Source organism: Prochlorococcus sp. MIT 1323, assembly GCF_047304905.1.
In the GTDB taxonomy this organism is placed as follows: domain Bacteria; phylum Cyanobacteriota; class Cyanobacteriia; order PCC-6307; family Cyanobiaceae; genus Prochlorococcus; species Prochlorococcus marinus_D.
The window spans coordinates 1,888,145-1,909,319 of record NZ_CP138973.1 but is presented as its reverse complement, the minus strand read 5'-3'; the positions used below and the strand labels follow the sequence as shown (position 1 = coordinate 1,909,319).

Genomic DNA, 21,175 nt, shown 5'->3' with positions numbered 1-21,175 from the left:
GAGACCCCATCTTGATAAATAGCAACTTGACTCCCAAGAAAAACAATTTTCTAGATTAGACTAGAAAATCCTCATCAAAAAACTAGAAATCCATTATCAGGAGATTAATCTTATCCTGCAAAGCTCCCGCCCTAAAGTCGTAGCAAATATCGTTGAATGAGCTCAATAAGAAAACTAATGCAAGGTCATACAATTACTTAACATCTCAACAATCAAGCTCTTAGTCAAGACGTCTCCCTGCAATTACAAGCTCAGCCCAAGGCTTGCTTCAGCTCAACCTTTGCCGCTTCCAATGCTCCATCCAGAGCCGCTCCATCGCGCCCCCCAGCCTGGGCCAGATTGGGGCGCCCCCCGCCGCCGCCGCCGCAACGCTTAGCGATCGAGCCAATGAACTTGCCCGCTTGCTGACCCTGAGCGATCACCTGCTTGCCAAAGGCCGCTACCAAAATCACCTTGCCTTCGTCGCTCGGATCAGGCAAACCTCCCAACACAACAGCAGCACCATCCCCCAATTGATCCAATAAACCCTGAGCTGCGTTTTGTAAGCCCGCACCCTCCACACCATCAAGACGGGCCACCAACAACTGGTACTCACCAACAGCTACTACCTGGGTTGCCAAGGCCGCTGACTTCGCGACCGCTAATTCAGCCCGTGCTGCAGTCAACGCTTTTTGGCTGCTCTTCAGCTCCTCCTGCAGCGATGTCACCCGTTCGACGATTTCGCTGGGCTTCACCTTCAAGCGCTCCAAAAGTTTCTTCACCACCTCATCGCGCTCATTGAGATACGCCAGCACCGCCGGACCAGCCACAGCCTCAATCCGCCGAATTCCTGCAGCAACACTGCTCTCAGCAACGATCTTGAACAAGCCGATCTCAGCTGTATTGGCCACATGGGTTCCGCCGCAAAGTTCCATCGACACACCTGGCACATCCACCACGCGCACCACATCGGCGTACTTCTCTCCGAACATCGCTACAGCGCCGGCAGCCTTGGCCTCTTGGATCGACATCTCTTCAACAATCAGATCATGAGATTCCATGATCCAACCGTTAATCAAAGCCTCAATCTGCTCGAGTTCTTTGGCCGTAACAGCTCGCGAACAGTGGAAGTCGAAGCGCAAGCGATCGAAGTCCACCAGAGAACCTGCCTGACCGATCCCCGAATCAACGACCTGCTTGAGCGCCGCCTGCAAGAGGTGAGTTGCAGTGTGATTGGCCTGGGCACGGCGACGACAGGCCCGATCCACCTGAGCGTTAACCAGGTCGCCCAGAGCCAACGTGCCGCGCTCAATACGACCAAAATGCACAAATACGTTGCGATGACGACTCACATCGTCAACAGTCACGATCACACCATTGCCGCCAGATCCTTCACCCGAAAGCACACCGTGATCACCCACCTGGCCGCCACTTTCACCGTAGAAGGGCGTGGTATCGAGCACGATCTGCACACTGTCACCAGCGCTGGCTCGTTCGGCCGACTCCCCATTCACGACTAGGGCCAAGACACAGCAAGGCTGCTCTAAGACCTCATAACCCTTGAAGCGAGTGGCCTCCAACTCAGCTGCCATTTGCTCGATAGCCCCTTGCAGCGTGAGATCAATGCTCACTGCAGCGGCCTTGGCCCGCTGACGTTGCTGATCCATCGCTTGCTCAAATCCTTGGAGATCCACAGTCAAACCATGCTCTTCAGCAATCTCCTGGGTGAGTTCCAAAGGAAAGCCATAGGTGTCGTACAACTCAAAGGCCTGGCCCCCTGAAATCATCTGGGGATTAGCAACCAACACATCAGCCAGCACCTTCTCACCGCGCTCCAACGTTTCCAAGAAGCGGGCCTCCTCGCGATTGAGTTCCGCCAGAATCAGCTTTCGGCGCTCCTCAAGCTGGGGGTAAGCCTCCACCATTAAGGCAATCGCCGCTTCCCCCATGGCCTGCAAGAAAGGCTTCTCGATCCCGACCAGTCGCCCATGACGCACCACCCTGCGAAGCAAACGCCGCATGATGTAGCCGCGACCAAGGTTGCTAGCAGTAACCCCATCACAGATCAAATGCGTAATCGCGCGGCAGTGATCGCCGATCACCTTGAAGCTGGTCTTCCCCTTCTCATCAAGCTTTTGATAATCGAGACCCGCCAGCCCAGCAGCCGTCTCGATCAATGGGTAAATAATGTCAGTTTCATAGTTATTAGGGACGCCCTGCAAAATCTGAGCCATCCGCTCCAAGCCCATGCCGGTATCAATATTGCGGTTCGCGAGTGGGGTGAGATTGCCCTCCCCATCTCGGTTGTATTGCATAAAAACCAGGTTGTAGAACTCAACAAAACGACCGTCGTCTTCCAGATCAATGTCGTCGTTGCCCAGATCCGGCTTGAAGTCGTAATAGATCTCCGAACAAGGTCCACAGGGGCCAGTCGGCCCTGAAGCCCAAAAATTATCAGCCTCATCCATACGAATGATGCGCTTGGGATTCACCCCCACCACATCTCGCCAGATGGTCTCAGCCTCATCGTCCTCTCGAAAGACGCTCACCACCAAATTCTTCGGATCAAGTCCAAACACCTCTGTCGTGAGCTCCCAGGCCCACTCAATCGCTTGTTGCTTGAAGTAATCGCCAAAAGAGAAGTTGCCAAGCATCTCAAAAAACGTGTGATGCCGCGCTGTGCGACCCACGTTCTCGATGTCATTCGTGCGAATACATTTCTGGCTACTGGTGGCCCGCGGCGCAGGGCGTTCAGCCTGACCCATGAAAACGGGCTTAAACGGCAGCATGCCAGCAATGGTTAGTAGCACCGTGGGGTCTTCAGGAACCAACGAAGCACTAGGAATCACCTGATGCGCACGCTCAGCAAAAAATGTCAGAAAAGCAGTGCGGATCTCTGACCCAGTGCGAGGTCGCGAATCACCAGAACGCAATGATCTTGCAACGGCCATGAAGAATTCGGACGTGGAACAAGGATCCACCAGCCATGATCGCCTTTGGACCTCCCTATGACGTTGCCCGCCACCGCAACCAACCCAATGGTTGGGGCCCAGATGTATTTGCATTCGCTTGGGCAATGCCAACTTCAGGCATGCGTGCAGCCCTGTTAAACCTGCCCTTCAAACTGGCAATGGACTTGCGCTCCTAAGGCTTGGGCTTGCTCTATGGCAGCTTTAGCTTGCGCAATCCACAGCCACACCCCCTCGAAAGCAGCTGGCCATAGCTAGGGGACCGGCGCCCTGGCATGATTGGTTATGGAACTCCTGCGTGGATGGTTGCCGTTGATCGGCAGTGCACTCCTGCTCCAAGAAACCCAACACATACTTTTTGCGTCGCGGCCATGAGCCTGCTGCACGCCACCTGGCTTCCAGCCATCCGTACTCCGACCAGCTCCGGTCGCCCTGCGCTCCTTGTGTGGGCAGATACCTGGCGAGTCGCTACCCCAGCAGGACCAGCAGCAACTCCCGCACTCCACCCCTTCACCCTCAGCCCAGACGATCTACGTGCGTGGCTCATCGAGCGCGATCTACTGCCTGATGAAATTATCGACGCCACAGCATGTCTGACCCTGCCTAGCCGAACAGTCAAACCGCGAAGCAAAACCAAGAACGTATCCACTGAATCCGACGAAGCCAAAGACAACAAAACAAGTTGGACAGGACTGCCCTTACAAGCAGGCGAACCCATTCCCAAACAAACGGAATGGTGGCCCTGGCAGGTGCAAGGCCTGGCAGTGGAACCTGCTGCCGCAACGGCCTGGCTTTCGAAACTGCCTCTTTCAGGAGATCATCCTGATCTGGCCGATGAATTGCGCTGGTGGAGCCATCTACAGCGCTGGGCCCTGAGCATGATTGCTCGCGGACGTTGGCTACCCCAGGTGGAACTCAGCAAGGGAGAGGGCTATCCCCACCGAGCACGCTGGACACCGCTACTCAACCGTGAAGATGATCGCCGCCGCCTCGAAGACCTTGCCGCTCAGCTTCCCTTAGTGGCCACCTGCGCCCTCCCCTGGCGGGAGCCCACCGGAAGGCGTAGCAACCGAATGACCCGCCTAAGACCAGAGGCGATGCGAGCCGCTAACCCTGTGGCTTCATGCCGACCCCGCAGCGGTCGCCTTCGCGTAGCCAGCTTGCTGGAAGAACTCTTGGATGCCCAACTGCGCACCGGATTTGAAGCGAGTCAGCAAGGCCTAGACCCATTGCTCACAGCCTGGCAGGAAGCACTGGGGTCGGACAGCGGCGTGATCAACCTCCCCGATGAGGAAGCCGAACGTCTAGCTACAGCAAGCAACCATTGGCGTGAAGGCGTGGCTGGCAACGTCGCACCAGCCAGGGCCTGCTTAGAACTCTTCACTCCCGGAGAAGGGGAAGACCTCTGGGAGCTGCGCTTCTCTTTACAGGCTGAGGCTGATCCCACGATCAAAGTACCGGCCGCAGCAGCCTGGGCAGCTGGTCCCAAGGTCCTGCAACTAGGCGAAATCCGTGTGGAACATCCAGGCGAGGTGCTACTGGAAGGCATGGGGCGAGCCCTCACGGTGTTTGCACCGATCGAACGAGGCCTCGACAGCGCCACACCAGAAGCAATGCAGCTCACCCCTGCTGAAGCCTTTGTATTGGTGCGCACTGCAGCGACCCAACTGCGTGATGTTGGCGTTGGCGTGGAATTGCCTGCCAGCCTCTCGGGAGGGCTGGCCAGTCGCCTAGGCCTAGCGATCAAGGCGGAGCTATCGGAGAGATCTAGAGGTTTCACTTTGGGCGAAACCCTCGACTGGAGTTGGGAGCTCATGATCGGTGGCGTCACCCTGACGCTTCGCGAACTGGAGCGACTAGCAAGCAAGCGCAGCCCGCTTGTCAACCACAAGGGCGCCTGGATCGAATTACGGCCCAACGATCTCAAACATGCGGAACACTTCTGCAGCGTCAATCCAGGCATCAGCCTCGACGATGCCTTGCGCCTTACCGCAACCGATGGCGACACGCTGATGCGACTGCCCGTTCACCGCTTTGAGGCCGGTCCACGACTACAGGCGGTGTTGGAGCAGTACCACCAGCAAAAAGCACCAGACCCCCTACCTGCTCCCGAAGGCTTCTGCGGTCAACTAAGGCCTTATCAGGAAAGGGGTCTGGGTTGGCTGGCCTTCCTGCATCGCTTCGATCAAGGGGCATGCCTGGCCGACGACATGGGCCTTGGCAAAACGATCCAGCTACTGGCATTCCTGCAACACCTCAAGGCGGAACAGGAACTCAAACGACCGGTATTGCTTATCGCTCCCACGTCCGTACTCACCAACTGGAAGAGAGAGGCATTGGCCTTCACACCAGAGTTAAACGTACGCGAACACTATGGGCCGCGTCGGCCCTCTACCCCCGCCGCCTTAAAGAAAGCACTCAAAGGCTTAGACCTCGTTCTCACCAGTTATGGGCTCCTGCAGCGAGATAGTGAGCTCCTGGAAACGGTCGACTGGCAAGGCGTGGTCATCGATGAAGCCCAAGCCATTAAGAACCCCAACGCCAAACAGAGCCAAGCAGCACGCGATATGGGTCGCCCAGACAAAAACAATCGCTTCAGGATTGCTCTTACCGGCACACCCGTAGAAAACCGAGTCAGTGAACTTTGGGCACTGATGGACTTCCTTAACCCAAGGGTTCTCGGTGAAGAAGACTTCTTCCGCCAGCGCTACCGGCTGCCAATTGAGCGCTATGGCGACATGTCTTCCCTGCGAGACCTCAAGGGCCGTGTTGGTCCCTTCATCCTGAGACGACTAAAAACCGACAAGGCAATCATCTCCGACCTACCCGAAAAAGTAGAGCTGAGCGAATGGGTGGGGCTGAGCAAAGAACAGGCAGCCCTCTATCGCAACACAGTGGATGAAACACTGGAGGCCATTGCCCGCGCACCCAGGGGTCAACGTCATGGCAAGGTGCTCGGATTGCTTACCCGACTGAAGCAAATCTGCAACCATCCCGCCCTAGCCCTCAAAGAACAAACCGTTACCAAAGGGTTCATGGACCGCTCCGCCAAGCTGCTGCGTTTGGAAGAAATTCTCGAAGAAGTAATCGAGGCAGGAGATCGCGCTCTGTTATTCACCCAATTCGCAGAATGGGGTCATCTCCTTAAGGCCTACCTGCAACAACGCTGGCGCTTTGAAGTTCCATTCCTGCACGGCAGCACAAGCAAAACTGAACGTCAGGCCATGGTTGATCGCTTCCAGGAGGATCCACGTGGACCCCAACTGTTCCTGCTGTCACTCAAAGCCGGTGGTGTAGGCCTCAACCTGACGCGGGCTAGCCATGTGTTTCATGTTGATCGCTGGTGGAATCCTGCCGTAGAAAACCAGGCCACTGATCGCGCTTACAGGATCGGGCAAACCAATCGGGTGATGGTGCACAAATTCATCACCAGCGGCTCAGTTGAAGAAAAAATTGATCGCATGATTCGTGAAAAATCTCGACTTGCCGAAGACATCATTGGCTCTGGAGAAGACTGGTTAGGTGGCTTAGGCGTCAGTCAATTGCGCGAACTAGTGGCCCTAGAAGACAGCTGATTCAAAGATGACGTCATGACAAGCAGCACCAACAACACCAGCATCACAACCGCCCTAGGGGAAGAGGGGCTAGGGCAACAGCCTTGGTGGGTGGAGCAATGGATGGAATTGATTAATTCCTATCGCTTCAAAAAGCGACTTGAGCGTGCCTGGACCTACGCCAGAGAAGGCAATGTCACCTCAATACGCTTCGAGGGTCGCAGAGTACACGCCCGCGTCCAGGGCACCGGTGAAGACCCCTACAAGGTGAAACTCTGGCTTGATGTCCTCAACGACGAAGACTGGGGGTATGTACTAGAAGCCCTTACCCAGAAAGCGCGCTGGTCTGCCCAGTTGCTGGCAGGGATCATGCCGGCAGACATCGAGCGGGCATTTGCAGCCAGTGGTCGACGTCTTTTTCCCTTCAAGCTGCAGGAAGTCCGCAGTGAATGCAGCTGCCCAGATAAAGCCAATCCCTGCAAACACATCAGCGCCATCTATTTCCTGATGGGGGATCGCTTCAGCGAAGATCCCTTTGTACTGTTTCAGCTACGCGGTCGCACCCGCAACAAATTGCTTGCGGATCTAGCCGAACAACGGCGTGATGCACTCGCAAAACTGGCAGAAACAGCTGCCGAAAAGAATGAGGTTCCTGCTGAGCCATCCAGCAGCGACGAGCTGCCTGTACCACCCCATCCCGCCGTTGTGGACCCGAGCTTATGGTGGCGCTACGACTCCAGCCTCGATGCCGATCTAGTGGTGATTACTCCAGCCATGGAAGGCGACACAGGGCTCGATGCAGCAGGTGATCTACCCCTGGCCGAAGAACCCCGCTTCCCAAAAGCCCGTCAGACTTTCCTGAATCATCTCAGGGAGCAGGGACAAGCCCTATCCCAGCAAGCCATGCTTCAGGCGATGGCCACCGGTGGCTGAACCCCCCTGGCTATCTTCGGAGAAGCAGGAGCTGGTGAACCTACTTTTAATCTCTCACCAACAAGCTTTCAATCACCCACTTCTGGCATGTGAGCGGCGGCAGCCTTCACAACGTCTTGCCAGTCAGGAACTATTTGCCTCAAGACAGCCCGTACTGGCCCATAGTGACGGGCACGATCCAAATCTCAGCTATGCCAATGCTGCAGCACTTCAGCTGTGGGGACGGCGCTGGGCAGAGATGGTCGGCATGCCTTCCCGCTTGACAGCACCAACCAGCGAACAAGATGCACGCGCCAATGCCTTAGACAAAGCGCTCCAACAGGATGCAATCAAGGACTATCAAGGGATCCGTATTAACCATGAAGGGCGAAGGTTTCTAATCCAGAACGCACGCATATGGACCCTATGGAATCAAGAAGGTCTACGCATCGGCCAAGCTGCTGCGATCGGCAGCTGGTGTTGGTTATGACTGCACACCAGCCCATTAACAATCAAATCTTCACGCTGCCTTGAAACCAAGTTCATGCAAAAAATTAAGGGGATCATCAGCCAATACGTATGCACCATTTTCTAACAAATGAAGTTCGGATAAAATCCACAGATTGACTTTAGGGCAATCACTTAAGCCATGAATATTTTCTGCTTTGAGAATCGAAGAATGCTGATCAAAAACCAATCTTCCTTTGATTCTTTTAAACGCCTGGGACAGTAACTAGTAGCTCGACACATCCCAGCCCATCGCTACAACTGAAATCGTGCAAATAGAAATGAAAGTTACACAATTTCAGTTAACCGATCGGATTTAGGCCAAGCCACCATGAGTTAAAAACACTACCAAACTGACCCTAATATTCAATAATTAAGGGCACAACAAAGACGAAAACACTTAGCCGACAAATAACAACAAAGAGCCTCTGATCCTGCTGTCCAAGTTTTGGATCATGCACTACTCAAAACATTCTGCTATGAGGTCTTGCATCATCACTTCCACTGGCCCTAAGGGGGAGAGCGCGAACAGACAAAAGCCGCCTAGCCCGATGCGATTCTCGAGATCAGCCTCGCCAAAAACCAAGCATCACATCGCGAACACGGTTCAGCTGAAGAACGACGTGTGATACCAACAAGACCCTTTAAGCATGACTCAATGTTGTGGGGGAGTGCTCGTTTGGACCAGCCCTAGCCCGAAAAGCAACTCCAAACTTCATTCTTCAACTGACATCGTTGCTCTGAACTTGTAGATGCGCCGTAAAATCGCAGCGACCCAGAGAACTGTATGCAACGTCGAAAACTACTCGGGTCTGGTGCTACGGCTGTCTCAGCAGCCGTCGGCGCAGGCATTCTCAGTGCCTGCACAATCCGTAGAGAGGAAGAAAGCGGCAGTAGCAGCCAGCCCAAGATCCGCTGGCGAATGGCCACCAGCTGGCCCCCCTCTCTAGACACGATTTACGGGGGGGCCGAAACAATCAGCAGAAGGGTGAATGAACTAAGCGGAGGCAACTTCCAAATCAAGCCCTATGCGGCCGGCGAGCTCGTACCAGGCCTAGAAGTCCTTGATGCGGTTCAGGCGGGCTCCGTCGAGTGCGGTCATACCGCCAGTTACTACTACATTGGCAAAAATCCCGGCTTTGCCTTCGGCACTTCCGTACCGTTTGGCCTTACCGCACAACAACAGAACGCTTGGCTCTACGAAGCCGGCGGTAACGACGCCATCAACAACCTCTATGCCGATTTCGGAGTGATCAGCTTCCCCGCTGGCAACACCGGTGCACAAATGGGCGGATGGTTCAAGCGCAAACTCGAGGGCCTGAGTTCTCTACAGGGACTCAAAATGCGTATCCCTGGCCTGGGCGGCAAGGTACTTGCCAGCCTTGGCGTCAATGTGCAGGTTTTGCCTGGTGGAGAGATCTACCTGGCTCTAGAGCGTGGCGCGATCGACGCCGCTGAATGGACCGGCCCATACGATGACGAAAAGCTTGGCCTAGCCAAAGCCGCACGCTTCTACTACTACCCAGGTTGGTGGGAACCCGGCCCCACCCTTGCAGCTCTGGTCAACCAACAAGCCTGGAGCAAGCTGCCGAGCGAATACCAAGCGATGTTCAAAACCGCCTGTTACGAAGCCAACCTCACCATGCTCAGCCGATACGACAACCTCAACGGGGCTGCTCTGCAAAGGCTTTTAAAGGGCAACACCGAGCTGGTTCCCTATGACCAAAGCATCCTTAAAGCTGCCCAAGAAGCAGCCTTCCAGCTCTATAGCGATACCGCCGCAAAAGATGCCAGCTTCCGCAGCCTGCTTCAGCAATGGCAAGGCTTCCGTAAGGAGGTTTACGCCTGGAACAACGTCAATGAGTTCTCATTCGCTCGCTTCAGTTACGACCAACTGCAAGGAACTTGATGAGACGCTGGCTAGACCTAGCAGAACGCCTTGACGCCTTAAACAAGGCCTTTGCAGTCATTGCTCGCTGGTCGGTGTTGATGATGTTGGGATTAGGGCTCTGGAACGTTGTGGGGCGCTATCTGGGTGTGTCCATCGGCCACAATCTCAGCTCCAACGGTCTCATCGAAGGGCAGTGGTACCTCTTTGATCTGGTGTTCCTACTGGGACTGGGCTGGACCCTCCAACGCCATGGGCATGTGCGGGTTGATGTGCTTCAAAGCCGCTGGGGAGAAAAGCACCAAACACGTATGGAGCTGCTTGGCACCCTGGTCTTCCTGTTGCCATTTGCCCTGGGAGTGATGCTGATCTCGCTCGAACCCGCCCTGCAGTCTTGGAGGATCGGCGAAGCCTCACCCGACCCCAACGGCCTGCCGCGCTACTGGGTTAAATCCCTCATCCCATTGGGCTTCCTACTCTTGGCCCTACAAGGCGTCGCCGAAGCCATTCGAGCCTGGGCAAAGCTAAAAGCCCAAACATTTAGGCCATTCAACCCTGAAGCGGAACAGGGCGGAGATCGCCTTGATTGAGATTGAACTACTCGACCATGTGATCAGTTTCGATCCCGCCACCACACTTGGGCCTGGGATGTTTATAGCCCTGGTCTTCGCCCTATTGAGCGGCTATCCAGTGGCCTTCTGCCTCGGTGGCATTGCCGTGATCTTCGCGTTGCTGGGCATGGCTCTTGGTGTGATCGATCCACTGTTCGTTACCGCTCTGCCGCAGCGAATCCTGGGGATCATGGCCAACTTCACCTTGTTGGCCATTCCGGCGTTTGTGTTCATGGGCGCCATGCTCGAGACATCAGGTATTGCAGAGCGACTGCTCGAGAACATGGGACGTCTACTCGGCAAACTCCGCGGTGGCCTGGCCCTGGCCGTCGTGCTCGTGGGCTCACTGCTCGCTGCCACCACCGGAGTCGTAGCAGCGACAGTCACCACTATGGGGCTGATCTCTCTACCGGCCATGCTGAGAGCGGGCTACGACCGCTCACTCGCCACGGGGGTCATTGCTGCCTCAGGCACCCTTGGCCAGATCATTCCACCCAGCATTGTCTTGGTGGTTCTCGGCGACCAGTTGGGAGTCTCAGTAGGAGATCTGTTCCTCGGCTCACTGATTCCAGGGGTGCTCATGGCTGGTGCATTTGCCACTTATGTGCTCGTGATCAGCCACCTCAAACCTCATCTCGCCCCCCAACTGAATCCAGCAGAACTGATCCCCATGCAACCTGGCCAACTGCTGCGTGTGATCATCCCGCCCCTAGGCCTGATCCTCTTGGTGCTAGGCAGCATCTTCTTTGGAATCGCAACACCCACCGAAGCTGGCGTTCTTGGTGCCACGGGCGCCATGGCCCTAGCAGCGCTCAATGGAGGGTTCAGTCGCAGCAGCCTCTCAAAAGTATGCGATGAAACCCTGCGAACCACCGCCATGGTGATGGCGATTTTACTGGGCTCAACAGCTTTTAGCCTTGTCTTTCGCGGCGTAGGCGGCGATCAACTCATTGCCGACCTTTTGCTCAACCTACCCGGGGGCAAGGTTGGTTTTATGGCCGTGAGCATGCTCACGATCTTCGGCCTCGGCTTTTTCATCGACTTCTTTGAAATCGCCTTTATTGCCGTTCCGCTCTTACTCCCAGCAGCTCGCGAAATCCTTGGACCCGAGGCCTTGATCTGGCTAGGTGTTGTCATCGGCGCCAATTTGCAAACCTCCTTCCTCACCCCACCTTTCGGCTTCGCACTCTTTTATCTACGCGGAGTAGCCCCTAAAACCATTACCACACAAGAAATCTATAAGGGTGCACTGCCCTTCGTGGGCCTGCAAATCGCTGTCTTGGTGCTGATCATTGCAGCCCCACCCCTAGTGGATTGGCTGCCCAACCTTGCCGCCTCCTGAACGACAGCACAGTTCTCCGAACACCCTCCGTAGAGTTTTGACATTGGTGTAAAGGGTCCATGAACGTTGCGAACAAAGACACCACAGTGACAACGCCCAACACTGCTCCAAGGTTGTCACTCCAATGCGCAGCTATCGCTAGCGACACCACCACGATCCGTGCCCTCGATTGGGACCGCAGCCGCTTTGATATCGAGTTCGGGCTTCGTAACGGCACCACCTACAACAGCTTCCTAGTGCGAGGTGCCCAAACAGCATTGATCGATACCAACCACCTCAAGTTTGAGGACACCTGGCTACCGATGCTTAAGGAGCAAATCGATCCAAAAGCGATCGACTATCTCATCATCAGCCACACCGAACCCGACCATTCCGGTCTAGTGGGCCAGATCATCGATCTCAATCCCGAGATCGAAATCATTGCTTCAAAGGTCGCCATCAAGTTCCTAGAGGATCAGGTGCATCGCCCCTTCCGCTCGCGAGAAGTCAAAACCGGCGAAGAACTTGATCTAGGCACTAACCCAACAAGCGGTATCGCTCACCGCTTCGAATTTCTGAGTGCGCCCAACCTGCACTGGCCAGACACAATCTTCTCTTTCGACCACGCCACAGGGATTCTTTACACCTGTGATGCATTTGGTCTGCACTATTGCTCAGATGAACTCTTCGACCAGGACCCCTCCGCACTCGCCCCAGACTTCCGCTTCTATTACGACTGCCTGATGGGGCCCAATGCGCGCAGTGTTGTCCAGGCTTTGAAGCGCATGGATCAGCTACCAGAGATCACCACAATTGCCGTTGGTCACGGCCCGCTACTCCGCCACCATCTCAAGCTTTGGGTCGACGACTATCGCGACTGGAGCAGCCAACGAAGCCAAGGAGAAAGCTATGCAGCCATCTGTTATCTCAGTTATTACGGCTTTTGCGACCGGCTCAGCCAAGCCATTGCCCACGGCATCGGCAAAGCCAAAGGAGAGGTACAACTAGTCGATCTTCGAGCCACTGATGCCCAAGAACTGAGCGCATTAATTGGGGAAGCAAAGGCAGTAGTAGTACCAACCTGGCCATCCCAACCAGATGCAGAACTGCAGAGTTCAATTGGCACCCTATTGGCAGCTTTGAATCAAAAGCAATGGGTTGCCGTTTACGATGCCTATGGCGGCAATGATGAGCCAATTGATGCAGTAGCAGCGCAACTACGTAGCCTTGGGCAAAAAGAAGCTTTCGAACCTTTAAGGGTGCGGCAAGCTCCTGACGGGAATCTCTACCAACGCTTCGAAGAAGCTGGTACCGACCTTGGACAACTACTCAACCAAAAGCAAAATATTGCGGCCATGAAAAGCCTAGATACTGAACTTGACAAGGCCATGGGCACCCTGAGTGGCGGCCTTTATGTCGTCACCGCCAGCCAAGATGAAGAGTCCTGCCAACGACGTGGCGCCATGATCGCAAGCTGGGTAAGTCAAGCAAGTTTCACACCGCCAGGGCTAACCGTCGCAGTAGCCAAAGACAGAGCCATAGAAACCCTGATGCAAGTAGGGGATCGTTTCGTACTCAACGTATTAAGAGAAGACAACTATCAACCCTTACTAAGGCAATTCCTCAAACGCTTCCCCCCCGGAGCCGATCGTTTCGAAGGAGTGAATGTACTCAACAACGTTGCCAAAGGAGGCCCCGTACTCGTGGATGCGCTGGCCTTCTTGGATTGCCTCGTCAAACAGCGACTAGAAACCCCCGATCACTGGATCATCTACGCCCTGGTCGAACAAGGCAATGTGGCGGATGCTGAAGCTAAAACAGCAGTACATCACCGCAAAGTAGGGAACCACTACTGATGTCGATGTCCTCCATCCACGAGCCTGCAGCAGCAGCGCAGCGAACGGTGATCACACTCCCAATCGAAAAGGGCCTGATCAGCTTGCGCGGCCTTAGTCCACAACGTCTGCGCTTTGAGCTGGAATATGCCCTGGAGCGAGGCAGTACCGCCAATAGCTTTCTTTTCTCTGCCGGTGAAGACTCACATGGGCAACCTCAATCGGCTGTCCTCGTACACCCCCCTGGCGACGCCTATGCCGAGGTTTTCATGCCGGCACTCGCCAAGGCTCTACCTGCAGATACCAAAGCGTTGAAGGTGGTCGTTGGTCACATCAACCCCAACCGAGTTGCGTTACTCAAAAAGCTGGCCAACAGCTACCCCCAGCTGGCGTTAATCAGTTCCAATCCCGGCGCCAAATTGCTCAGAGAGCTTTGGGAACAACGCAAACCAGCAACACCCAACAACAATGAACAGGAAGAGTCATCCCTTCCGTCTCTTCCATCCATTGAGATTGTTCGACAAGAAAAGAAGCTCTCCCTCAGCAATGAACACGCATTGTGGCTGCTACCAGCGCCCACAGCTCGCTGGCCAGGCGGTCTACTGGCCTTCGAGGAAAGCCTTGGCTTGTTGATGAGCGACAAACTATTCGCCGCCCACCTCTGCACAAGCGAATGGGCAGAAGCCAATCGCATCAGCACAGAAGAGGAGCGTCGGCATTTCTATGACTGCCTGATGGCTCCCATGGCCAGCCAGGTAGATACCTTAGTAGAGCGGCTTGAAGAGCTAGACATCCGCACGATCGCCCCATGCCATGGGCCAGCCATAGAAACGAGCTGGCGGAGCCTGCTGAATGACTACCTCCGCTGGGGTGAAAGCCAACAACAAGCCCCTTTAAAGGTCGTTCTTCTTTTCGCCAGCGCCTACGGCAACACAGCGGCGATTGCTGACGCACTCGCAAAAGGAGTCTCCAGTACTGGTATTCAAGTAGAAAGCCTCAACTGCGAATTCACACCTGCGAATGAATTGATGAATGCAATCCAACAAGCCGATGCCTACTTGATTGGATCGCCAACCCTTGGAGGGCATGCGCCAACACCAATCGTATCGGCTCTAGGGACCTTGCTGGCCGAAGGTGACCGCAACAAAAAGGTAGGCATATTCGGCAGCTATGGCTGGAGTGGAGAGGCATTGGAACTTCTCGAAAAGAAGCTACGTGATGGTGGTTTCTCCTTTGGATTCGAGCCAATAAAAGTGAAGTTCAGTCCCGATGCTGCCATGGTGAAAACCCTGGAAGAGACAGGCACACTCTTTGGCCGAGACCTTCTCAAGCAACAACAACGCCAGCAACCACGAGCAACCAGTGGCATGAGTGCAAGCCGTAGCGATCCAGCCGTGCTTGCCCTTGGTCGGGTAGTGGGCTCACTATGCATCTTGACGGCTCGTAAAGGTGAAGGGAATACAGCGCTTAGCGGCGCAATGGTCGCAAGCTGGGTCAGCCAAGCCAGCTTTTCACCGCCAGGGCTGAGCGTGGCCGTCGCCAAAGACCGAGCCGTTGAAGCGTTGCTGCATCGGGGCGACCACTTCGCTCTCAATGTGTTGGCAGCAGGAAGGCAACACGAACTGATGAAACATTTCCTGCAACCATTCCCAGCTGGTTCAGACCGGTTCGCAGGGCTAGAGCTTGACGCCAGTCCCGCAGGTCAACCGCTGCTTAAAAATGCTCTGGCATGGCTTGAAGGATGCGTACAGCAACGCATGGAATGTGGAGACCACTGGCTGCTATATGCCGAGATCAGCCATGGTGCCCTACTGGAGCGAGAAGGCACGACGGCAGTGCATCAGCGACGGAGTGGAGCCAACTATTAGTCCATGGTCGCGATGACTGCTGGCTAGCATTCATGTACTGGGTACCTGATTCTGCATAAACCTCTCCAAGCCCACAACTAGCGCCAATCTCGAAGCCGCCTTCGCTGGCGAGAGCATGGCCAATCGCAAATAACTCTTCTTCGCCGACGTTGCCAAGACACTTGGCAACAATTCATTAGCCAAGCTTTTCCGCGATACCGCTGCTCAGGAAAATGAGCAGGCCTTTGCCCACTTCCGGCTACTTCATCCCGAACTAGAGATTGACGATCCAGCCAAGCTCAATGCACAACAGAAGCAACAAGTCCTCAGCTGATGCCTCGAGCTGGCCATTGAAGGTGAAACCTATGAGTACACCACGATGTATCCCGAGTTCGCGGCTCAAGCCCGTACTGATCGTGACAGCGACGCAGAAGCAGAATTCAACGAACAGATCGAAGAGTCTCCGCAACACGCGAACCTTTTTCGTCGTGCCGCTCACAACTTCGGCTTTTTAGTGCCAATCGAGCAACATCATGCCGAGCGTTACGACGTTGCCCTCAAAGCACTGGAAGGCAAGGGCATCGTCAACGAAGCGGATCAACCCGTAGCTGGTCAATAGATTTGCAAAGTGTGCTCGATGATCTATGACCCAGCCATCGGTGATCCCGAGTCAGGCATCTCCGCAGGAACCGCATTTGAAGCGATTCCGGAGGATTGGTTCTGCCCCATCTGCGGCACCCGAAAAGCCAACTTCGTGCCTTACCGAGAAGCCGAACTCAACGAAGCGGCCTGAGATTGGCTGAGGTGCAGCAAAACCGTGTACAAATTTGTTGCGTGAGAGCAGCATCTCTTGAGTTAGACCAGGTTTATGGCGTTATCCCCCCCCCCCGATCTGCTTGTCATCGCCGCTAGCAATGGCGAGAACCTAAAGCTAGCTCGTCGCATCGCCGCTCAAGCTGAACATCAGGGCCACAGAGCCAAGATTCTCGATCTCACAAGCTTGGGCCTGCCACTGTTCACGCCTGTGGAAAAGGAAGCTGGAATGCCAGACGGTGTAGCACCACTCCATCAACAGCTAATAGCGGCCACGCACTGGGTGATCTGCGCGCCTGAATACAACGGCTCGATTCCACCTGCGTTCACAAGTGCCGTCGCCTGGCTCTCCGTGCAAGGAGATGACTTCCGCAATTTGTTCAACGGCAGGCCAATCGCAATGGCAAGCTTTTCCGGCGGGGGCGGCATGGGCATGTCGATGAGCCTGCGCAGTCAACTCAGCCACCTCGGAGCTCAGGTGCTTGGACGGCAGCTGATGAGTAACCACGCCAAACCCGCCAAAGACGAATCCATTCGAGACTTAGTGCACCTGCTGATGCAGATGCAACCTCTCAAGCTTTGATCCATCCGAACCAATCACCTTTGTTGCAACAGCCTCGATAAGGATCTTCTCGACGACCCTTCGAAGGCCTAGAACTGCGAAACAAACTAAATCTAGTGAACACTAGATATGGATTCTTACAAAAGAAACTCTCTCCGGCTTTAAACGCAAAAAATCTGGTTTTGCTAACTTAAGAATGAGAGCAAAAGCCTGATCTGCCAGAAGCCTTGCCCTGTCTAGAAGCAACAAAAGCCAGGCATAATCCCAATCATAAAGACAATCTAAAAAAAGATTGGCACGCTAGATATTGTGGCTTGAAATGCACAAGTCATTGCATTCAGCCCTCGGCGCGATGGGATCTCAGCCTGGCCAAAACGCTGCTGTTCGATACCGCGGTTTTCTGCTCCTGCCACAGAGCAACCAAACATGGTTGGTTAGACCTGAACGCAGTCCAATGCTTTTGTTGCCGTTCCGCACCCCAATCTGTTCCTTAACAGATGTCAAGTCGATGCTGGATTGGCGTCTCTCTCAACAAAGAAAGTTGTTTGATGCTGCCTGATCAATTAGGCAGCATGAGGAGGAGGTGTGGGGTGTCCTTGAGATTGAAATGGCAACACCAATGTTGCCCATCGCTCTGGACGATCAGGTCGTTGACGGCGTGGCTGACGGACACCAAAAGGGACACGCACCACATTGGTTCCATCAACCGCCAAGGTATGTCCCTGCAGCAGAGCTGATTCCAATCCATCTGGAAGGGTAGGAAGAGTTACCCCAGCCCCCCTAGAGGACTGATCTACTTGGTTCAATGAAGTGTCGCTATCCATGCTGTCCCCCCAGCGATGGTGCAGATGCGGGACAGTATGGTCAAAACACTGCCACATGTGCTGAATTAAAAACCAAAAATTCGGTTTTCAGTGAAAAGTTACTGCCTTTAATCTGTTCACACCAGGGGAGGTTTAAGAACAGCGTTATCAGCAAGCTCCTCAACTGATGGGCAGCTACACAGCAAATTGCGATCGCCATAGGCATTATCAATTCGCGAAACCGCAGGCCAAAACTTGCTTTGGCGCTGCTCAGCCAATGGGAAAGCAGCTTCGGCGCGGGAGTATGGACGATCCCAAACCTCTGCTGTGACGGCCGCCAAAGTGTGAGGTGCCCGTCGCAGCGGGTTGTTCTGAGGATCGATCTGGCCTGACTCGATCGCTGCCGTTTCTTCGCGTATGGCAATCATGGCGTCGCAGAAGCGGTTGAGCTCCTCCAAGCTCTCGCTCTCAGTGGGTTCCACCATCACAGTCCCTGCCACAGGCCAGCTCACAGTTGGAGCATGAAAGCCGTAGTCCATCAACCGCTTTGCAATGTCATCCACCTCCAAGCCTGCACTTCGCTTCAGGGGGCGCAGGTCGAGGATGCATTCATGGGCAACCAACCCTGCTTGACCCCGAAACAGCACCGGGTAATGAGGATGCAACCGATGGGCTAGGTAATTAGCAGATAACAGTGCAACGGCACTGGCCTGCCGCAATCCCTCCTCACCCATCATGCGCAGGTACATCCAGCTGATCGGCAGGATGCCTGCACTGCCCCATGGCGCAGCCGAAATTGCGCCGATTCCCTGCTCGCCGCCGCAGGCAGCGAGGGGATGACCTGGGAGGAAGGGCATCAAATGAGCAGACACCGCGATCGGACCCACCCCTGGTCCACCACCGCCATGGGGGATACAAAATGTTTTGTGCAGATTGATATGACAAACATCAGCGCCATAAGTCCCAGGACGACAAAAACCGATCTGCGCATTGAGATTGGCGCCATCGAGATACACCTGGCCACCGTGACCATGAACGAGCTCACAGATTTCACGAATCTGCGGTTCAAAGACACCATGGGTTGAGGGATAGGTGACCATCAGGGCTGCCAGCTGAGGAGCATGGGCCTCTGCCTTGCTGGCCAAATCATTGAGATCCACGTTCCCGTCTGCATCACAAGCCACAGGCACCACCCGCAAACCGGCCATCACGCACGTGGCTGGATTGGTGCCATGGGCACTGGTGGGAATCAGGCAAACATCTCTCTGCTGCTCTCCGCGGGAATGATGCCAAGCGCGAATCACTAACAAGCCAGCTAATTCCCCCTGAGAGCCGGCATTCGGCTGCAAAGACACCCCGGCAAAGCCAGTAATGTCTGCAAACCAATCTTCCAGGTTCTGAACCAATCTCTGATACCCCTGGCACTGATCCTGAGGAGCAAAAGGATGCAGCGCCGCAAACTCCCTCCAACTAATGGGGATCAGTTCAGCTGCAGCATTGAGCTTCATCGTGCAACTGCCCAGGGGGATCATCCCGTGCACCAATGAAAGATCGCGGCCCACCAATCGCTGGAGGTAACGAAGCAACTCGGTTTCGCTGCGATAGCGATGGAACACCTGCTGCTGCAGCCAAGGTCGCTGGCGCAACGGCAAGCCAACAAGCTCCTCAAGGTGAGGGTTTCCAGGGTCTTCGAGAACTGGCACAGGCTGACCTGCAGCCTCAGCCAAAATCTGGAGGATCGACTTCAGCTCCTGATCGGTGCTGAGCTCATCAAAACTAATTCCAAATCCATGGGCTGCCTCTGGAGCAACACCCAAAGGCAACACCCGTAGGTTAAATCCCGCCAAAGCGGCTGCCTGATGAACAGCAGGAGCTTGGCGACAGATCACCTCAATCGTGTCAAAGCGAGCTATCGACTGGACTGGATAGCCCAACTGGTGCAATCCCCTCTCCAGTTGAGCCCGTAAAAGCAGGACTCGTCTAGCGATTGCAGCGAGCCCATCGGGTCCATGGTGCACTGCATAGAACGACGCCATCACAGCCAATAAGACCTGCGCCGTGCAGATATTGCTGGTGGCCTTGTCTCGGCGGATGTGTTGCTCCCGGGTCTGCAACGCCAATCGCAAAGCCGGTTGCCCCTCCGCATCCACAGACTGGCCGACTAGACGTCCAGGGACCTGGCGCTTGAAGATCTCAAGGGTGGCAAAAAAGGCGGCGTGAGGTCCCCCAAAGCCCATTGGCACCCCAAACCGTTGAACACTCCCAACAGCAATATCAGCTCCAAATTCAGCCACTGGAGCAAGCAAAACCTGAGCAAGAGGATCAATGGCAACAGTTGCCAGGGCCCCTACCTCATGAGCAGCCTGAATGGAGGTCGTGGGGTCCCAGAGCCTGCCGCTACGTCCAGGCAACTGAAGCAAAACACCAAAGACCTCAGCATCAAACTGAAAGGTCATCGGCTCGGCCACCTCGAGATCAATGCCCAGAGGTTCAGCCCGAGTTCTCAACACTGCAAGAGTCTGGGGAAGAACCTCCGCATCCACGAGAAAACGATGGGCCTGAGGGCGCTTGCAAATCGCAAAGCTGAGGCTCATCGCCTCAGCAGCTGCCGTTCCCTCATCAAGCAAGGAAGCATTGGCGATCGGCAACCCCGTGAGCTCACTGATCAGCGTCTGAAAGTTGAACAGAGCCTCAAGCCGTCCTTGAGAGATCTCAGCCTGATAAGGGGTGTAAGCGGTATACCAAGCAGGATTTTCAAGCACCTGTCGCTGAATCAATGCAGGCGTTGCTGTGCCGTAATAGCCAAGCCCAATTAAAGAACGCCTCACCCGATTCGCCGCCGCGATGAGACGCAGTTCCTCCATAGCCTGAACTTCACCACAGCCCTCAGGAAGGGAACTGCTGGGTGCCGTTGTCTCAAGAATGTCTGGAGGAACTACAGCAGCAACAAAGCTCTGAAGATCACGATGACCAAGCTCCAGCAGCATTTGCTGCTGGTCTTCCAAGCTGGGCCCAATGTGCCTCACCAAAAAAGGTGAGGACTGAATGCTTGAAGCCTCAACTGCACGCTGTTCAAGCAGTGTCAAGGGACATTCATCAACAAGATGGAAAGAAGTTTAGAAAATTTGGCCCAGAACCATCGCACTTCATCAGGTGCTTAGTTGCTTGATTCGATAGCCACCTTGTTGGCATAGGTGGCTGCGTCCATCAGATCCTGCAATTGAGCTGGGTCCGCCGGGCGAACCACGAGCAACCACCCCTCACCATGAGGATCATTTTGAAGTTCATCCGGGCTGGAAAGCACCGACTCATTAATCCGCACCAGCTCACCGCTGATCGGAGCATGCAAATCCTCGACAGCTTTCACCGACTCAACGGACCCGAAAGTGGTGCCGCGATTCAGCCGATCGCCCACCTCCGGCAAATCCACAAACACAATGTCACCCAACTGATCAACAGCAAAGGCACTGATGCCTATCCGCACCAATTCACCATCCAAACTGGCGTATTCATGGGTATCGGCAAACCGAAAGTGGTCGGGGTATTGGAAAGCCATCGAGCCTGGCGAGGCAAA

Annotated in this window: 16 protein-coding genes and 1 pseudogene; 12 read left to right on the top strand and 5 right to left on the bottom strand. The window is 54.9% G+C overall.

Features of this window, described 5'->3' with window-relative positions; all coding sequences use genetic code 11:
* Positions 1-251 precede the first annotated feature (251 nt).
* On the bottom strand, positions 252-2,930 hold the full coding sequence (gene alaS, locus SIB68_RS09285) for an alanine--tRNA ligase (protein ID WP_063400008.1): 2,679 nt from the start codon (positions 2,928-2,930) through the stop codon (positions 252-254).
* Between the two features lie 35 nt (positions 2,931-2,965).
* Here alaS and SIB68_RS09280 point away from each other — a divergent pair, with 35 nt between their 5' ends.
* The 4 genes from SIB68_RS09280 to SIB68_RS09265 all read left to right on the top strand — a co-directional run bounded on the left by SIB68_RS09280 (position 2,966) and on the right by SIB68_RS09265 (position 7,904).
* Entirely contained in the window at positions 2,966-3,127 is a 162-nt protein-coding gene (locus tag SIB68_RS09280; RefSeq protein WP_236068902.1) for a hypothetical protein, read from the top strand.
* A gap of 192 nt (positions 3,128-3,319) precedes the next feature.
* Positions 3,320-6,523, top strand: a complete 3,204-nt coding sequence (locus SIB68_RS09275; RefSeq protein ID WP_063400007.1) for a DEAD/DEAH box helicase — start codon at positions 3,320-3,322, stop codon at positions 6,521-6,523.
* Between the two features lie 15 nt (positions 6,524-6,538).
* Positions 6,539-7,435 (top strand): SWIM zinc finger family protein, encoded by an 897-nt coding sequence (locus SIB68_RS09270; RefSeq protein WP_063400006.1) that lies wholly within the window; start codon positions 6,539-6,541, stop codon positions 7,433-7,435.
* Positions 7,428-7,904, top strand: a complete 477-nt coding sequence (locus SIB68_RS09265) for an MEKHLA domain-containing protein (protein ID WP_063400005.1) — start codon at positions 7,428-7,430, stop codon at positions 7,902-7,904. The genes SIB68_RS09270 and SIB68_RS09265 overlap by 8 nt, the downstream gene beginning before the upstream one ends.
* Positions 7,905-7,934: 30 nt before the next feature.
* Here the strand turns inward: SIB68_RS09265 and SIB68_RS09260 are convergent, their stop codons facing one another.
* Complete coding sequence (locus tag SIB68_RS09260; RefSeq protein ID WP_155724920.1) at positions 7,935-8,111, bottom strand: hypothetical protein; 177 nt, start codon at positions 8,109-8,111, stop codon at positions 7,935-7,937.
* 597 nt (positions 8,112-8,708) lie between these two features.
* On the opposite strand from SIB68_RS09260, the gene SIB68_RS09255 reads away from it, so the two are divergent.
* The 8 genes and pseudogenes from SIB68_RS09255 (at position 8,709) to SIB68_RS09220 (ending at position 17,357) form a co-directional block, all read left to right on the top strand.
* Positions 8,709-9,830: a TRAP transporter substrate-binding protein gene (locus tag SIB68_RS09255; RefSeq protein WP_063400004.1), complete on the top strand. Its 1,122-nt coding sequence runs from the start codon at positions 8,709-8,711 to the stop codon at positions 9,828-9,830.
* Positions 9,830-10,399, top strand: coding sequence for a TRAP transporter small permease subunit (locus SIB68_RS09250; RefSeq protein WP_063400003.1), 570 nt, complete (start codon positions 9,830-9,832; stop codon positions 10,397-10,399). Before SIB68_RS09255 ends, SIB68_RS09250 begins: the two co-directional genes overlap by 1 nt.
* A complete protein-coding gene (locus SIB68_RS09245) occupies positions 10,392-11,762 on the top strand; it encodes a TRAP transporter large permease (RefSeq protein ID WP_081215489.1) in 1,371 nt (456 codons plus the stop codon). The genes SIB68_RS09250 and SIB68_RS09245 overlap by 8 nt, the downstream gene beginning before the upstream one ends.
* 59 nt (positions 11,763-11,821) lie before the next feature.
* Complete coding sequence (locus SIB68_RS09240) at positions 11,822-13,597, top strand: diflavin flavoprotein (RefSeq protein WP_063400002.1); 1,776 nt, start codon at positions 11,822-11,824, stop codon at positions 13,595-13,597.
* Entirely contained in the window at positions 13,597-15,444 is a 1,848-nt protein-coding gene (locus SIB68_RS09235; protein WP_063400001.1) for a diflavin flavoprotein, read from the top strand. Before SIB68_RS09240 ends, SIB68_RS09235 begins: the two co-directional genes overlap by 1 nt.
* Before the next feature lie 55 nt (positions 15,445-15,499).
* Positions 15,500-16,216 (top strand): annotated as a pseudogene (locus SIB68_RS09230) (rubrerythrin family protein).
* 75 nt (positions 16,217-16,291) lie between these two features.
* Positions 16,292-16,819 carry an NADPH-dependent FMN reductase gene (locus tag SIB68_RS09225; RefSeq protein ID WP_063400000.1) on the top strand — a complete coding sequence of 176 codons (528 nt, stop codon included), beginning with the start codon at positions 16,292-16,294 and terminating at the stop codon, positions 16,817-16,819.
* Positions 16,820-17,150: 331 nt separating this feature from the next.
* Positions 17,151-17,357, top strand: a complete 207-nt coding sequence (locus tag SIB68_RS09220; protein ID WP_063400051.1) for a hypothetical protein — start codon at positions 17,151-17,153, stop codon at positions 17,355-17,357.
* A gap of 4 nt (positions 17,358-17,361) precedes the next feature.
* Here SIB68_RS09220 and SIB68_RS09215 read toward each other — a convergent pair whose 3' ends face one another.
* The 3 genes from SIB68_RS09215 to gcvH all read right to left on the bottom strand — a co-directional run bounded on the left by SIB68_RS09215 (position 17,362) and on the right by gcvH (position 21,157).
* On the bottom strand, positions 17,362-17,622 hold the full coding sequence (locus SIB68_RS09215; RefSeq protein WP_063400050.1) for a hypothetical protein: 261 nt from the start codon (positions 17,620-17,622) through the stop codon (positions 17,362-17,364).
* Positions 17,623-17,738: 116 nt separating this feature from the next.
* Positions 17,739-20,687 (bottom strand): aminomethyl-transferring glycine dehydrogenase, encoded by a 2,949-nt coding sequence (gcvP, locus tag SIB68_RS09210; protein ID WP_063399999.1) that lies wholly within the window; start codon positions 20,685-20,687, stop codon positions 17,739-17,741.
* A 71-nt stretch (positions 20,688-20,758) separates the two neighbouring features.
* A complete protein-coding gene (gcvH, locus tag SIB68_RS09205; protein WP_063400049.1) occupies positions 20,759-21,157 on the bottom strand; it encodes a glycine cleavage system protein GcvH in 399 nt (132 codons plus the stop codon).
* Positions 21,158-21,175 lie beyond the last annotated feature (18 nt).